The following is a 14,904-nucleotide window of genomic DNA, read 5'->3' as shown; positions in this document are numbered from 1 at the left end:
TGGCCCGGGCTGCCCGCTGGTCCGCCAACAGGGCTCCAGAGCACGGAAGATGACCCGGAACACGACATGGAGACCGGCACGTGGCTTCAGGCAGAAGGCTTCGCACCACGGTGCTGGTGACGGTGATCGTCGCCCTCCTCGCCCTGCTGTCCCTGCTGTCCGTCGCCCTCGGCGCGCTCAGCGTCCCGCTCGACCAGGTCGTCCGCTCGGTCCTCGGCCATCCGCCCAGCCGCCTCGTCGACAACGTCATCTGGTCGGTGCGCGTGCCCCGCACCCTGCTCGGCCTGACCACCGGCGCCGCGCTCGGCCTGTCCGGCGCGCTGATGCAGGCCCTGACCCGAAATCCCCTCGCCGATCCGGGAATTCTCGGGGTGAGCGCGGGGGCGTCCTTCGCGATCGTCATGGCGGTCGGGGTGTTCGGGGTGGTCTCGCTGTACGGCTATGTGTGGTTCGCGTTCGGCGGGGCGCTGGTCGCGAGCGTCGTGGTGTTCTTCCTGGGGCGGATGGGCCGGTCCGGGGCCACGCCGGTCAAACTGGCGCTCGCCGGGGTCGCGATCACCTCGCTGCTCCAGTCGTTCACCAGCGCCGTCGTCCTCACCGACCAGGACGCGCTGGACCGTTACCGCTTCTGGTCGGCCGGCACCCTCGCCGACCAGGACTCGGGCGAGCTGGTGCGCATCCTGCCGTTCCTCGTCGTGGGCGCCGTCCTGGCCCTCGCCAACGCGCCCGCCCTCAACAGCATGGCCCTCGGCGACGACGTGGCCGCCTCGCTGGGACGGCGGTTGGGCCTGGTCCGGCTCCAAGGGGTCACCGCCGTCGTGCTGTTGACCGGCGCGTCGGTCGCCGTCATCGGTCCGGTGGTCTTCCTCGGTCTGGTCGTCCCGCACATCGCGCGGGTTCTCGCGCAGTACGCCGGTATCGGCCCCGACTACCGCTGGTTGCTGCCCCTTTCGGCCGCGCTCGCACCTCTCCTGCTGCTGTCCGCCGACATCCTGGGCCGGATGGTGGACCGCCCGACCGAGATCCAGGCCGGTGTCCTCGTCGCCTTCCTCGGCGGCCCGTTCTTCATCGTCCTGGTCCGCCGCCGGAAGCTCGCGGAGGTATGAGCGTGCCCACCCCCGTCGCTCCCCCGCGCGCCGCCCTCGCCGACCGGCCGTTCCGGCTGACCGTGCCCCCGGTGTCCGGAGTGCTGCGTCCACGCCTGCTCCTCACGGGAGCCGGGGTCGCACTCGGCGCGTTCCTGCTCTTCTGCTGGGGCCTGACCATCGGCGACTATCCCGTCGCCTTCACCGACGTGATCAGGGCCCTGTGGGGTTCGGGCGACGCGGGAACGGTGATCGTCGTCCAGGACCTACGGCTGCCCCGTGCCCTGGTCGGGCTGCTGGTCGGCGTCGCCTTCGGGGTCTCCGGAGCCGTGTTCCAGACGATGACCCGCAATCCGCTGGCCAGCCCCGACATGATCGGGCTCACCGAGGGCGCCGGAACCGCCGTGGTGGCGGCGGTCGTTCTGGGCTGGACCGGCGGACTCGGCCTGTCCACCCTGGGGTTGCTCGGCGCGCTCGCCACCGCGCTCATCGTGTACGTGCTGGCGTGGAAGGGCGGGGCCACCGGGTACCGCATCGTCCTCGTCGGCATCGGGGTGTCCTGGATCTGCTCCAGCGCCACCAACTTCCTTGTGGCGCGCGGCAATCGCTTCGAGGCGGAGGCGGCGCTCGGCTGGCTGGTCGGCAACCTCAACGGCCGGACCTGGAACCAGGTGGACTCGCTGGCCATCGCCCTGGCCGTGCTGCTGCCGGTCACCCTGGGCATGGGCCGCTGGATGCGCACGCTGATGCTCGGCGACGACGTGGCCGCCGGACTCGGCACGCCCGTCCAACCCGTCCGGCTGGCCCTGCTGTTGGCCGGTGTGGGCCTGGTCGCGTTCGGCACGGCGGCGGCCGGTCCGGTGGCGTTCGTCGCGCTGGCCTGTCCGCAGATCGCCCAGCGGCTGGCGGGCACCTCGTCGCCGCCCCCGTTCGTCTCCGGTCTCACCGGTGCACTCGTCGTCCTCGGCTCCGACCTCCTCGCCCGCGAGGCGATTCCGGGGACGGAACTGCCGGTCGGGATCGTCACCGGCGCCCTGGGCGCGCCGGTCCTGCTGTGGCTGCTCATCCGCGCCAACCGCGCGGGCTCTGGAGGCTGATCGCATGTCGACCACTGACCCGCGCGCCCCGCGGACGTCCGCATCACCCGCCTTGGGGCCCGAGTTGCGGGCACGAGCTCTCCATCTCGCCTACGACGGCAGGGCCGTGGTCGAGAACCTGGACCTGACGGTGCCGACCGGCCGGATCACGGCGATCGTCGGCGCCAACGCCTGCGGGAAGTCGACCCTGTTGCGGGCGCTGGCCCGGCTCCTGGCCCCGCGCGAGGGCGTGGTGGAGCTGGACGGCGTAGCGCTGCGGTCCGTCCCGACGCGTGAACTCGCCCGCAAACTGGGCATCTTGCCGCAGACGCCGGTCGCGCCCGAGGGGCTGACGGTCCTCGATCTGGTCGGCCGGGGCCGGTCCCCGCACCAGACCTGGTGGCGGCAGTGGTCGGCGGCCGACGAGGACGCCGTGAACGCGGCTCTTGAGGCGACCCATCTGACCGACCTCGCCGAGCGCCCGGTCGACGAACTCTCCGGCGGCCAGCGGCAACGCGCGTGGATCGCCATGGCCGTCGCCCAGGGCACCCCGGTGCTGCTCCTCGACGAGCCGACGACCTATCTCGACCTCGCCCACCAGATCGACGTACTCGACCTGATCACCGACCTCAACCGGCGCGAGGGCCGCACGGTCGTGATGGTGCTGCACGACCTCAACCAGGCCTGCCGGTACGCCGATCACGTCATCGCCATGAAGGCCGGCCGGATCGTCGCCGAGGGCGCGCCCGCCGATGTCGTCACCGAGGCGACGGTCGAGGACGTCTTCGACCTGCGCTGCCGGATCACGCCCGACCCGGTCAGCGGCACGCCGCTGGTGATCCCGCTGGGGCGGCACCACCACGACGGCAACTCCCCTGCCGCGAAAGCCGTTTCGACCCGCTGAGGCCCCCGCCGGGGCGGGCGGGGGCCCGGTCGTCCAGAAGCGGGAGGTCAGGGCCGGGACGTCAAGGCCGGGAGGTCAAGTACCCGCCCATGGTGCGGAAGTAGTCGCCTGCCGCGTACTCCGTGCCGTCGTCCGTGCGCACCCGGCGCACCAACAGCCCACGGCTGCGCCCGGTATGGGCCTCCGGGCCCGCCACGATGACCACGCCGTCGCCCTCGCGGATGAAGATCCGGCCCGGGGTGCCGCCGTAGCGCCCCTCGGAGACGGCAGCCGAGACGATCCTGAGCCGTTCCCCCCGATGGAAGGCGTACGCGTTCGGGTACGGGTCCGACTGGGCCCGTACGAGGCGCTCCAGGCGGTCCGCCGGCCAACTCCAGTCGATACGGCTGTCCTCGGCCGACCGCTTGTGGAAGAAGCTGGCGCGGCTGCGGTCCTGCGGCACCCACTGGCCCGCGTCCCGGCCGGAGGCGATCAGGTCGAGCGACTCGCGCACGATGGGTGCGATGAGGTCGACGGTCCGGTGGAACAGGTCGGTCGCCGTGTCGGTGGGTCCGACCGGCACCGAGCGCTGGATCAGGACGTCCCCGGCGTCGAGTTCGCCGTTCATGCGGTGGGCGGTGACGCCGACGCGCGGCTCGCCGTTGATGAGCGCCCAGATGATCGGCGAGAAGCCCGCGTACGACGGCAGCAGTGAGTCGTGGATGTTGAGGGTGCCGTGCGGCGGGAGGTCGAACAGCTCCGGCGGCAGCCAGGTCCGCCAGTTGTTGGCGACGATGATGTCCGGCCGTGCTTCCCGTACGGCGTCGAGGAGTTCGGTGTCGTCGGGGCGGTTGCGCAGCAGGACGGGGACGTCGTTCTTCTCGGCGAGTTCGGCGACGCTGTCGTCCCAGATCTTCTCGTAGGCGTGCTCGCTCTTCGGGTGGGTGACGACGAGAACGACCTCGTGGTCGGAGTCCAGCAACGCCTGTAGCGTGCGGTGACCCCAGGTCTGATAGCCGAGCATGACGACCCGCATGACGGTCCTCCCCTTCAACGACTCATTGCAAGGTAAGCCTTACCTTATCTAGCATTGGGCTGCCTGAGGGAGGCGATGCCACGGTGAAGTCACCGCTACTGGGTTCCGAAGTGGTCCACGACATACTCGGAATCGGATTCGGTCCGTCAAATCTCGCTCTGTCCATAGCGGTTGAGGAGCACAACCGGAGCCTTCCGGCAGACCGTCGTCTCAACGCCCTGTTCCTGGAACGGCAGCCGCGCTTCGGCTGGCACCGGGGCATGCTCATCGACGACGCCACGATGCAGGTGTCGTTCCTCAAGGACCTGGTCACGCTGCGGAATCCGACCAGCGACTACAGCTTCCTCTGCTTCCTGCGCGAGCAGGGCAGGCTCATCGACTTCCTGAACCAGAAGACCCTGTTCCCGCTGCGCGTGGAGTTCCACGAGTACTTCGAGTGGGCCGCAGCTCGCGTCTCCCACCTGGTCTCCTACGGCAGCGAGGTCGTCTCCGTCGACCCGGTGCGCGGCGACGACGGCGAGATCGCCCACTTCGACGTCACCAGCCGCGACCCTTCGGGTTCGGGTACGACGATCACCCGGCGGGCGCGCAACATCAGCGTCGCGATGGGGCTTGAGCCGCATGTGCCGCCGGGGCTCGAACTGGCCGAACGGATCTGGCACAACAGCGAGTTGATCCCCCGCGCCACCGCACTCGCCGACGCGGGCGAGCCCGTGCGGCGGGCCGTGGTGCTCGGCGCCGGGCAGAGCGCCGCCGAGGCGGTGGACTATCTGCACCGCACCTTCCCGGACGCCGAGGTGTGCTCGGTGTTCGCCAAGTACGGCTACACCCCGGCCGACGACAGCCCGTTCGCGAACCGCATCTTCGATCCGGAGGCGGTGGACGTCTACTTCTCGGCCCCGTCCGAGGTGAAGCAATCGCTCATCGACTACCACCGGTCCACCAACTACTCCGTCGTCGACATGGAGTTGATCGAGGCGCTGTACGCCACCGCGTACCGGGAGAAGGTGGCGGGACGGGAACGGCTGCGCTTCCTCAACGTCTCCCGCATCCGCGCGGTCGACCCGGCGGCGGACGGCGGTCTCGACGTCGCCGTGGAGTTCCTGCCCACCGGCGAGAAGCAGGTGCTGCCCGCGGATGTGCTGGTGCTCGCCACCGGTTACCGCCCCCGCGACCTGAGTTCACTCCTCGGCGAGGCGGCCAAACTCTGTCTGCGGGACGACGGCGACGAGATCCGCGTGGGCCGGGACCACCGGGTCGAGACCGTGCCGGAGGTCTCGGCGGGCCTGTACCTCCAGGGCGGCACGGAGCACACGCACGGGCTGACCAGCACCCTGCTGTCGACCGTCGCGGTGCGGGCGGAGGAGATCCACCGGTCGGTGCGGTCGGCGAGGGTGACCGTCTGACGCCCCCTGACTCCCCGGGCCCGGAGGGTACGGTCCCCTCCGGGCCCGGGGCCTTCGCCGTGCGTATCGGGCGCCCACGTCGCGGGGTAGTGCCGTGGGGTCGTCTACGGGGATGTGGACAGGGAGCGGCTCAGTAGGGCCCGTGGGTCCAGCGGCCGTTGGTCATCGTGGCGTGCACGGGCATCGCGCGCAGGGTGTCCGGGTCGGCGTCCAGCGGGTCCACGTCCACGACGACCAGGTCGGCCGGGTCGCCGACCCTGATGAGCCGGCGTCCGCGGGCCGCCGCGACCAACGCGTCGGGGACGGACAGGCGTTGCTCGGGGTGCCAGGCGGGGCGCTCGTCGTCGGTGCGGCTGACGGCGGACGCGATGGCGAGCCAGGGGTCGAGCGGCGAGACCGGGGCGTCCGAGCCGAACTCCAGCCGGGCGCCCGCCGCGAGCAAGTCGCGGTAGGCGAAGGCGCGTTCGGTGCGTCCGGCCCAGTGCCGGTCGGCCACGTCACGGTCGTCCGTGGCGTGCCGGGGCTGCACCCCCGCCGTGACCCCCAACTGGGCGAAACGCGGCAGGTCTTGGGGGCTCAGCAGCTGCGCGTGCTCGATCCGGCCCCGGCACCGGACCGCCTCGAAGGCGTCCAGGGCAACGGTGTTGGCACGGTCGCCGATCGCGTGCACGGCGGGTTCGATACCGTGCGCGGCGGCGTGCCGCATGAGCCGGACCAGTTCGTCCGGGGCGGTCTCCTCGATGCCGTGGGCGCCGTCCGTGCCCTCGAGTCCCGGATAGGGGTCGCGGCACAGGGCGGTTCGGGTGTTCAGCGAACCGTCCGTGAAGAGCTTCAGTGGCCCGACCTGGACCGGACTCCCGTCCGCGCCGACCTCGTCCCCCGTCCGCAGCCCGCGCTTGATCGCGGCGTCCAGGCGACTGGGATAGACGGCGGCCGACACCCTTACCGCGGGCCGGAATCGAGCGGACCGCCGCTCCCAGTCCACGACCGTGTCGCCGTACTGGAAGTCGATGACACCGGTGACCCCGCGCGCGGCGGCGGCCCGGCAGGCCTCCTCGATCCATCCGTCGACGACGTCGACCGGCGCCGCGGGCAGGGCGGACAGCACCTCGTGTGCCTCGTGCTCCCGGATCAGCCCGGTCGGGTGGTCGCCCCGCCCGACGAGGGCGAGGCAGGCGGAGTTGAGCCACGCGGCGTGCAGGTCGGCACTGACCAACGCGACCGGCCGATCGGGCAGCACCGCGTCCAGCAGCGCCTTGTGCGGGGCATCGGCCCACAGGCCGTCCCGGAACCCGTACCCGTAGAGCACGGAGCCATCGGCCGCCCCGGCCCGCTCCCGGACCAGGTCGGCGACGGCCCGCGCGGACGGGGTACCGGCCAGATCGAGCCGGTGGCGGGCACTGGCCCACTCCGCGAGATGGACATGGGCGTCCCAGAGGCCGGGCAGCAACACCCGACCGTGCAGGTCGAGTTGATGCCCGGTGTCGGCCCCGACGCCCGCGTCCGACTCGGCCACGACATGGGTGACCCGCCCGTCCGCCACCCGCACCCGGACGAGCGGCCCACCGGCTCCGAGTCGTACTCGGGTGAGCGCCAAGGAGCTCGGGTTGTCCGCCATAAGGGCCTCCAGGGGAATGCCGAGAGCACTCCTCCAACGATTCCACCACTCAAGTAAGGCTTACCTTATCTTGCGGATCGCCCTCCCGTGCCCCGGCCGGCTGCTCCCTGCCTCACCGTTTCACCACGACACTCGTCCGCTCCCGCAGATCCCCCGCGGACGCCCCGACCCACACCGAACGCCGCCCGGTCCCCAGCGCCCACGCGTGCCGCTTCACGTCCCAGGAGGACAGCGTGCGCGCGGCAACCCGCACGGTGACCCGCCGCCGTTCGCCGCGCCGCAGCGCGAGTCGTCGATATCCGCCCAACACCCGCACGGCCTGGTCGAGTTGGAGGTCGGGTGAGCGGCCGACGTAGATCTGCGGCACCGCGATGCCGTCCCGGTGGCCCGTGTTGCGGACCGTGAAGGTCACGTCGAGCCCGTGTCCGGTCCACCGCGCCGACACGTCACCGTAGGAGAAGGAGGTGTACGACAGGCCGTGGCCGAAGGGGTAGAGGGGCCGGACGCCCTCCGCGTCGTACCAGCGGTAGCCGACGTGGATGCGTTCCGAGTACTCCTCGGTGCCGTTCACCCCCGGGTAGCGGAGGGGGTCGCCGGCGACCGGGTGGTGGGTGTCGTCGACGGGGAAGGACTGGGTGAGCCGGCCACCGGGGTCGCAGTCGCCGAACAGGACGGCGGCGGTGGCGGCGGCGCCCTCCTGACCCGGGTAGTACATCTGGAGGACCGCGCCCGTCTTCGCCAGCCAGGGCATCGACGTGGCCGACGAGGTGTTGAGGACCACGGTGGTGCGCGGGTTCGCCGCCGTGACCGCCGCTATCAACCTGGCCTGGTTGCCGGGGAGTTCGAGGGTGTCGCGGTCGAGGCCCTCCGTCGCGTCCTCGTAGGCGAACAGGACGACGCTTCGGGCGGCGTGTGCCGCGGTGGCGGCCTCGGCGACGTCCTGCGCGCGGGTCGCGGTGGTGATGCGGCGCAGCCGGAACAGCAGTCCCGTGTCGCCGCCCTGGGCGGTGATCTTCAGGGTGTGCGTGCCCCGGGTGAGGGTGAGGGTCTTGCGGCGGACGGCGAGGCCGTCGGGGGCGGTGGAGACCAGGCCGCCGGAGAAGTACTCGCCGTAGCCGGGTGCCAGCGGGAACAACTCCTGGCCGTCCAGGAGGACTTGGGGACGGGCGGCGGGGGCCGAGTCGAAGTGCAGGACGAACGTCCACTCGTCGGGCTCGGTCACGGTGAGCGAGCCGTCGTACTGCCAGGTCTTGCCCGCTTCCACCCGCAGGCCCTCGCTGGCGAAGGCCGGCGTGAACGCGGACGCGGGAATGGCCTTGCCGAAGAGGTCCTCGCCGAGTGTGTACGTCACCCGGGTCCGCGCGCCGGCCCGTGCCCTGATCGCGTCGAGCGGGCTGTCGGCGTGGTCCGGTACGACGTGCGCGCTGCCGCCGCCGCTGACGAAGGGCAGGGTGCCGGTGGGTCCGATCACCGCGATGGAACCGCCGTCGGTCAGCGGGAGGGTGCGGTTCTCGTTGTGGAGCAGGGTGGCGCCCGCCTTGGCGACTTCCAGGGCCAGGGCCGCGCCCGCCTTCGCGTTACGGGCGGGGCGGGGTGGCACGCTGCCGTCGAGGAGCCCGAACCGGTCCATCACGCCGAGGATCCGGCGTACCGCGCGGTCGACGTACCACTCGGGCAGACTGCCGTTCTGTACCGCCGACTTGAGGGGTGCCCCGAAGTACATCCCGTCCGGCATCTCCATGTCGAGGCCAGCGGTGATCGCGGCGACGGTGCTGTGCGCGGCGAACCAGTCGGTCATCACCCAGCCGTCGAAGCCCCATTGACCGCGCAGGATGTCGGTGAGGAGGGGTTTGTTCTCGCAGGCGAAGGTGCCGTTGACCTTGTTGTACGCGCCCATCACCGCGCCGGCGCCGACCTCGACGGCCGCCTCGAATCCCCTCAACTCCAGCTCGTGCATGGTCTGTTCGTCGGCCCGCACGTCGATGGAGTCGCGGTTCTTCTCCTGGTTGTTCAGCGCGAAGTGCTTGACGGTCGCGATGAGCCCTTCGCCCTGGATGCCCTTGATCTCGGCGGCGACCAGGTCACCGGCGAGCAGCGGGTCCTCGCTGAGGGTCTCGAAGTTGCGGCCCGCGTACGGGGTGCGGATCAGGTTGACCATCGGGGACAGCAGGACGTCCTGGCCGAGGGCGCGGCCCTCACGGCCGACGACCTGGCCGTAGCGGCGGGCGAGGTCCGGGTCGAAGGCGGAGGCGAGCAGGACGGGCGCCGGGAGGGCGGTGGCGTGTGCGGTGACGCGGACGCCGGCCGGTCCGTCGGTGAGCCGTAGGGGCGGGATCTTCAGGCGGGGGACGCCGGGGAGGTAGCCGGCCTGGCCGAGCGAGTCCGGGTCGGTGGCGCCGTGCAGGAGGGAGATCTTCTCGTCGAGGGTCAGCCTGGCCAGGAGTCCTTCCACGCGGGGGCCGGCCCCCGCCTCGGGTCTGGCCTGGGCGTACGCGTGCGTCGGGGAGACGAGTCCGGTGGTCGCCGCGCTGGCGACCGCGATCGCGCCGCCCAGCAGACGCAGGGCGGATCGCCGGGACACGGTGTCGGTCATGAGCCGTCACTCCTTCGGTGTGCGGGCACGACGTTGTGAACCGCTGGTGCGCCCTGCTGCCCCGGACCGCGTTCGGTATCTGAACGCACCCTGTGCGGACTCCGACGTGACGACCCGCCTGGCACCAGTGACGCGGCGGGAAAACTATGACCGTCACTGACTCGTGTCAATGAGTCGAACAGGAATCGACCACGAGCCCACAAGAACCGAAGGATGACAAGAGTGCGGGGCCGCCCATGCCGGGGCGGCCCCGCGGATCGTGCGCCGTGGCTCAGCGAAGCACCGGGACCAGTGAGGTGACGGTGTCCACGGCGGCCCCCACCACCGTCGTCAGCGGCCGCACGGCAGCGGTACCGGCGCCGCCCCCCGTGTCGCCGCCCGCGGGCGCGGGCTCCGGCGCGCTCGTGTCGCAGCACGCGACCTGTGCCGCCCGCGGCGCGAGCTCCGGCCTGCCCTGCTGCGGTAGGCCCGCGGAAGGCGGCGCGCCGTCCTCGGGCGCTCCCCCGGGCGGCGCGGGCGGTGGCGCCGCGCCGTTCTCCGGCGCCGTGCTCCGCCCGTCGGGCGAGCCCTGTCCCGCTCCCGCCCCCTCCCCGGCCGGTAGTCCCGGCTTGACCCGTGCGTCGGCGGCGGACTCCAGTGCCCACTGCTGCCGGGCGGAGCCGTCCCGGTCCGCGACCACGACCCGCGACCCGGCCTTGCCGGTCGCGGGAGTCACGGCCAGCTCCTGGCTCCAGCGGAGCAGGAACTCGCCGCGCACCGTGAGGTCGTAGTGCACCTCGCCCGCGTGCACCAGGCAGCCGGCCAGGGTGACCGTGCGCGCGGTGGTGTCGGTGGCGAGGCAGAGTCCCGGGTCGGTGAGGCTGCGCAGCAGGCCGTCCTGGTCGTAGGACCACTGCTGGCGACCGGTGTTCGAGCAGGCCGCCATGGTGACGGCGGTGCCGGACCGTACCCGGTCGCCCGGGATGCCGAGGCAGAGGCCGGAGCCGAGGCTGCGCAGGACGCCCTGCTGGACGACTCCCGTCCCGGCCGCGCCGGCTGTCGAGGCGGACCCGGCGGAACCGTCGGACGAGGGGGCGCCGACGGGGCTCGGGTGGGTCGAGCTGCCGCTGGGGGCGCCCCAAGTGACGTGCGGATCGGGCGTGTTGTCCCCTTCGCTCCAGCCCTTGGAGACCAGCACGGTGGCGAGCAGGGCGAGGGAGGTCAGGCCCACGCCGACGAGCGCGGCCTTGGGATGCCGGCGCGGGAAGCTCAGCCGGCCGTCCGGCGAGGGGCGGTGGCGGCCCACCGGTCGGCGGGCGGGGCGGGCAGGGGCGTCGGGGGTCCTGCGGCCGGGCCGTGAGTCGAGATAGCGGCGGGCGCCCCAGCCGAGGACGGTCTCGGCGAGCAGCACTTCGAGGCCGCCGTCGAAATGGCTCAACTGCTCCGCCGCGAAACGGCAGTAGCGGCATGTCATGAGATGCCGTTGCACATCAGGGAGCAAGCTGCCGCCGCGACGGATCGGGACGTCGAGGAGCCGGTTGTAGTGACGGCATTCCGCGGTGGGCGCGAGTTCCTTATGGGCGCGTGCGCAGCCCTGCCGGAATTGCTCTCGGGCCCGGTCCAGGGCGGCAGCCGCGGTGACCTCGTCGACGCCCAGCAGACCGGCCGGTACGGATATGGGTTCGGCCTCGACCTCGGTGTGCCACAGCAGGCATTGGGAGGCTCCGGACAGCGCGCCGAAAGCCCGTTCCGCGAGCTTCCGCCTTTCCGGGGTGCCGGGCCTCGCCGCGCGTAGACCTCGGGCGCCGATGGGTTTACGAAGTTCCGGCAGCAGAGCGGCGATTCGCTCGTCCGCCGCCCAGGCTTTCACCATCTCCCGTACCGCGACGAGGAGTTGGGGCCGAAGTGCGCCGCCGGTGACCCGACCGGCCAGGACCTGGTGGAAGGCGGCGGTGGCCACCATGGACGCCGAACTGTCGGCGGTGGCGAGGCAGATGACGGCATATTCGCTTGTCGCCTGCCAGTGGCGTGCGAGCAGGAGTGCCACGGCACGGGTGCCCGCGGCCTTGTCGCCGAGTTGCGCGACGAGATTGCGGTCGGACTCCCCCGGGTGCGGTCCGGGGAGGGGCGCGAACGGCGGGCGTGGGGGGTAGGGGGATTGCACGGAACCATTTCCTTCCAAGCCGCAGGACGGCACACGGAATGCCCGCCCTCGGAAAGCAGGTACTTGATTGGTGCATACCTATGAGATGTCAGAAGGTGCCGGAGGCGACGACCCCGACCATTGCCTTCTGATGCCTTCTGACGGCCGGTCCCACAAGGTGGCTCACACTCGCACAAGCGGCTGACAGGAAACAAGCAGTTCGAGTGACCGATGTTCAAAACGCAGCGAATTCAGATTGGTTACCGCGGGTATCCACAGGCGTCTGCACGAAATCTCCAACTCCCCCGCAAACTACGGGCGGCACACAGGGAACTCCGACGTTTCTCCCGGGGTGCTCTCATCACCGTGGGCCACCATGGGCCGCATGATCGCCCCCCACTCTTCAGCCACCCCCGCACCCGCCCGCGTCCCCACGGTCCGCAAGGCGGTCGTGCCGGCCGCCGGGCTCGGCACGCGGTTCCTGCCCGCGACCAAGGCGACACCCAAGGAGATGCTCCCGGTCGTCGACAAGCCCGCGATCCAGTACGTCGTCGAGGAGGCCGCCGCGGCCGGACTGGACGACATCCTGATGGTCACCGGGCGGCACAAGCGCGCCATCGAGGACCACTTCGACCACGCCTTCGAGCTCGAACAGGCCCTGGCCGCCAAGGGCGACACCGTGCACCTGGACGCCGTACGCGATCCCGCGCGCCTCGCCGACATCCACCACATCCGCCAGGGCGACCCGCTCGGCCTCGGGCACGCGGTGCTGTGCGCCCGCCACCACGTCGGCGACCAGCCGTTCGCCGTCCTGCTCGGCGACGACCTGATCGACCCGCGCGAGACCCTGCTCAGCCGGCTGCTGGACGTCCGCGAACGGTACGCGGGCAGCGTGGTCGCCTTGATGGAAGTCCCCGAGGAATCAGTCCACTTGTACGGCTGCGCGGCCGTGGAGCCGACCGGCGAGGAGGGTGTCGTCCGCGTCACCGGCCTCGTCGAGAAGCCGTCCCGCGAGGACGCGCCGAGCCGCTACGCCGTCATCGGCCGCTATGTCCTCGACCCGTCGATCTTCCCCACCCTGGAACGCACCCCGCCCGGCCGCGGCGGCGAGATCCAACTGACCGACGCCCTCCAGGAGTTGGCCGCCTCGGGCACGGTCCACGGAGTCGTCTTCAAGGGTTTGCGCTACGACACCGGCGACAAGGCCGACTACCTGCGCACGGTGGTCCGGCTGGCCTGCGACCGTGACGACCTGGGGCCCGAATTCGTCGCCTGGCTCAAGGAGTTCGTGGCGGGACTGGAGAGCGGCGAGGCCGGGGAGAGCGACGGCGCGCGGATCGCGGCCTGAACCTCACGCGCTACGAGGGCCCGGTCATCGGCAGGCGATGACCGGGCCCTCGTAGCGGAGTCGGTTCGTTGTGGGCCACGACCGGACCCCGTCACGGAGTGGGGGCGCTCAGCCGTTCGGGCGGAGGGTCCAGGTGACCGTCATCTCGCCGGTGACGGCGCCGTCCTCCCGCTGGATGGCGACGGTGACGGGGAACTCGGGGCGCCGGCCCGCGTCGAGTTCGGCGACGACGTCGGCGGCGGGGCGGCCGAGGGTCGCGGTGGCGCGGACCGGGCCGAGGGCGATCTTCTTGAACGCGATCTCGGCGTTGACCGGGAGCGGCACGGCCCGTGAGAGCTGGTCGCCGAAGGCGGCGAGGACGATCGCGCCGCTGGCGGACTCACCGAGGGTGAACATCGCGCCGGCGTGCGGTCCGCCGACGTGATTGCGGTACTCGCTCTGGTCCGGCAGGGCCAGCACGGCCCGCTCCGGACTGGTCTCCAGGTACTCCAGGTTCAGGGTCCGAACCATCGGCACCGTGGCGGCGAGCAGTTCGCCTATCGACATCTGGTCAGCACTCATGACGGTGATGTTACCCACGAGTAGCCACTTCTGGCCAGGTGTGTGCGCCCGCACACCGCGCGCGGCCGTCCCCTCGGCGGGGAGTTGGTACGACCCTGACAAGGGGCGGTGACCCAACCGTGTCCGGGGCCGCACTAGGGTTACCCCCCATGTGGCCAGGACAGCAGCCGCCCGGGGGCGAGCAGAACCCGCAGGACAACCCGTACCAGCAGCCGGGGTACCAGCAGCCGAATCCGTATCAGCAACCCGGCTACCAGCAGCCCCCTCCCTATGGGCAGCAGCCGCAGTGGGGCGCGCCGGGTCCGGCGGGCGGACCGCAGCCGCCCGTGCCGCCGCAGGGTGGCGGGAACCGGACGAAACTGATCGCGATCATCGCGGCGACGGCCGTCGTCGTGGCCGCGGGCGTGACCGGATTCCTGGTCCTGGGCGGCAACAAGGACGACAAGGCGGACGGCGGCAAGGACAAGGCGAGCCAGTCGCCCTCGACGTCCGCCGACCCGAGCGCGTCCTCCTCCGGTTCGGACGACAACCCGCGCGGCAACGAGACGGAGAAGCCGACGATCGCGGGCTGGAAGGTCGTCGTCAACCAGAAGTACGGCACCGCGTTCGACGTCCCCGCCGACTGGCAGGTCGGCAAGCCGGGCACGTTCTCCTTCTTCGAGGACCAGGTGAAGGGCGACGGCTCCCCGTACATCGGCTTCTCCGCGCCTGCCTATCTGAAGGAGAACTGGTGCGAGTCCGACGACAACAAGGACGGCACCAAGGAGACCTCGTCGCTGGCGTCGAGCGGCACCAAGGGCGAGGACGGCGCGAAGGACACCGCGAGCACCGCGCGCGGTGACGCCGCCGCGTTCGCGTTCGGCGGGTACACGGACCAGAAGGACTCGTCCAAGAAGTACCTGAAGATCGGCGCGGCCAAGCCGTACACGACGACGTCCGGTGTGAAGGGCAGCGTCGCCACGTCGTACACGACGGGCGTCCCGAAGACCGGCAAGTGCTCCTCCGACGGCAAGGCGACCACGTTCGCCTTCAAGAACTCGGCGGACGACTTCGTCTCCTGGACCCTCTACGGCGCGAAGGGCGTCAGCGAGGAGATCCCCGACGCGACGATCCAGAAGATCCTCAGCACCGTCCGGCTGCACGGGGACCCGACGGGCGCAACGAGCTGACGGCCGC

At 71.5% G+C, this 14,904-nt stretch carries 11 protein-coding genes; 6 read left to right on the top strand and 5 right to left on the bottom strand.

From position 1 onward, the window contains the following. The first annotated feature begins 110 nt into the window (after positions 1-110). Genes ACIRB1_RS37865 through ACIRB1_RS37855 form a run of 3 tightly spaced genes read left to right on the top strand, consistent with a single transcriptional unit; the run spans position 111 to position 3,065 of the window. Positions 111-1,106, top strand: a complete 996-nt coding sequence (locus ACIRB1_RS37865; RefSeq protein WP_403468768.1) for a FecCD family ABC transporter permease — start codon at positions 111-113, stop codon at positions 1,104-1,106. Further along, entirely contained in the window at positions 1,103-2,182 is a 1,080-nt protein-coding gene (locus ACIRB1_RS37860; protein ID WP_403468712.1) for a FecCD family ABC transporter permease, read from the top strand. Before ACIRB1_RS37865 ends, ACIRB1_RS37860 begins: the two co-directional genes overlap by 4 nt. 4 nt (positions 2,183-2,186) lie before the next feature. Further along, positions 2,187-3,065 carry an ABC transporter ATP-binding protein gene (locus tag ACIRB1_RS37855; protein ID WP_403468711.1) on the top strand — a complete coding sequence of 293 codons (879 nt, stop codon included), beginning with the start codon at positions 2,187-2,189 and terminating at the stop codon, positions 3,063-3,065. Between the two features lie 61 nt (positions 3,066-3,126). On the opposite strand, the gene ACIRB1_RS37850 is transcribed toward ACIRB1_RS37855, so the two are convergent. Next, the gene (locus tag ACIRB1_RS37850; RefSeq protein WP_403468710.1) at positions 3,127-4,080 is read right to left on the bottom strand and encodes a methionyl-tRNA formyltransferase; all 954 of its coding nucleotides are present in this window, start codon (positions 4,078-4,080) and stop codon (positions 3,127-3,129) included. 83 nt (positions 4,081-4,163) lie between these two features. On the opposite strand from ACIRB1_RS37850, the gene ACIRB1_RS37845 reads away from it, so the two are divergent. After that, on the top strand, positions 4,164-5,486 hold the full coding sequence (locus ACIRB1_RS37845) for a lysine N(6)-hydroxylase/L-ornithine N(5)-oxygenase family protein (RefSeq protein WP_352179519.1): 1,323 nt from the start codon (positions 4,164-4,166) through the stop codon (positions 5,484-5,486). A gap of 130 nt (positions 5,487-5,616) precedes the next feature. Here the strand turns inward: ACIRB1_RS37845 and ACIRB1_RS37840 are convergent, their stop codons facing one another. From ACIRB1_RS37840 to ACIRB1_RS37830, 3 genes are all read right to left on the bottom strand, one after another. Next, positions 5,617-7,104: an amidohydrolase gene (locus ACIRB1_RS37840; RefSeq protein ID WP_352179520.1), complete on the bottom strand. Its 1,488-nt coding sequence runs from the start codon at positions 7,102-7,104 to the stop codon at positions 5,617-5,619. A gap of 112 nt (positions 7,105-7,216) precedes the next feature. Next, entirely contained in the window at positions 7,217-9,697 is a 2,481-nt protein-coding gene (locus ACIRB1_RS37835) for a beta-glucosidase (RefSeq protein ID WP_403468709.1), read from the bottom strand. Positions 9,698-9,968: 271 nt separating this feature from the next. After that, positions 9,969-11,840 carry an RICIN domain-containing protein gene (locus ACIRB1_RS37830; protein WP_403468708.1) on the bottom strand — a complete coding sequence of 624 codons (1,872 nt, stop codon included), beginning with the start codon at positions 11,838-11,840 and terminating at the stop codon, positions 9,969-9,971. Positions 11,841-12,204: 364 nt separating this feature from the next. Between ACIRB1_RS37830 and galU the strand changes: the two genes are divergently transcribed. Continuing rightward, a complete protein-coding gene (gene galU / locus ACIRB1_RS37825; RefSeq protein ID WP_403468707.1) occupies positions 12,205-13,167 on the top strand; it encodes a UTP--glucose-1-phosphate uridylyltransferase GalU in 963 nt (320 codons plus the stop codon). Positions 13,168-13,275: 108 nt separating this feature from the next. Here galU and ACIRB1_RS37820 read toward each other — a convergent pair whose 3' ends face one another. After that, positions 13,276-13,713 carry a DUF4442 domain-containing protein gene (locus ACIRB1_RS37820; RefSeq protein WP_266776222.1) on the bottom strand — a complete coding sequence of 146 codons (438 nt, stop codon included), beginning with the start codon at positions 13,711-13,713 and terminating at the stop codon, positions 13,276-13,278. A 164-nt stretch (positions 13,714-13,877) separates the two neighbouring features. Between ACIRB1_RS37820 and ACIRB1_RS37815 the strand changes: the two genes are divergently transcribed. Then, positions 13,878-14,897, top strand: a complete 1,020-nt coding sequence (locus ACIRB1_RS37815; protein WP_403468706.1) for a hypothetical protein — start codon at positions 13,878-13,880, stop codon at positions 14,895-14,897. The last annotated feature ends 7 nt before the right edge of the window (positions 14,898-14,904 follow it).

Origin of the sequence: Streptomyces sp. NPDC096013, assembly GCF_044763565.1 — a bacterium.
Classification (GTDB): domain Bacteria; phylum Actinomycetota; class Actinomycetes; order Streptomycetales; family Streptomycetaceae; genus Streptomyces.
The sequence above is the reverse complement of the archived record's forward strand: the minus strand, read 5'-3'. Positions and strand labels throughout refer to the sequence as shown.

Coding starts and splice junctions, on each gene's coding strand:
- ACIRB1_RS37860 (WP_403468712.1), top strand. CDS start 1,103: ATGAGCGTGCCCACCCCCGTCGCTCCCCCGCGCGCCGCCCTCGCCGAC.
- ACIRB1_RS37855 (WP_403468711.1), top strand. CDS start 2,187: ATGTCGACCACTGACCCGCGCGCCCCGCGGACGTCCGCATCACCCGCC.
- ACIRB1_RS37850 (WP_403468710.1), bottom strand. CDS start 4,080: ATGCGGGTCGTCATGCTCGGCTATCAGACCTGGGGTCACCGCACGCTA.
- ACIRB1_RS37840 (WP_352179520.1), bottom strand. CDS start 7,104: ATGGCGGACAACCCGAGCTCCTTGGCGCTCACCCGAGTACGACTCGGA.
- ACIRB1_RS37835 (WP_403468709.1), bottom strand. CDS start 9,697: ATGACCGACACCGTGTCCCGGCGATCCGCCCTGCGTCTGCTGGGCGGC.
- galU (WP_403468707.1), top strand. CDS start 12,205: ATGATCGCCCCCCACTCTTCAGCCACCCCCGCACCCGCCCGCGTCCCC.
- ACIRB1_RS37820 (WP_266776222.1), bottom strand. CDS start 13,713: ATGTCGATAGGCGAACTGCTCGCCGCCACGGTGCCGATGGTTCGGACC.
- ACIRB1_RS37815 (WP_403468706.1), top strand. CDS start 13,878: ATGTGGCCAGGACAGCAGCCGCCCGGGGGCGAGCAGAACCCGCAGGAC.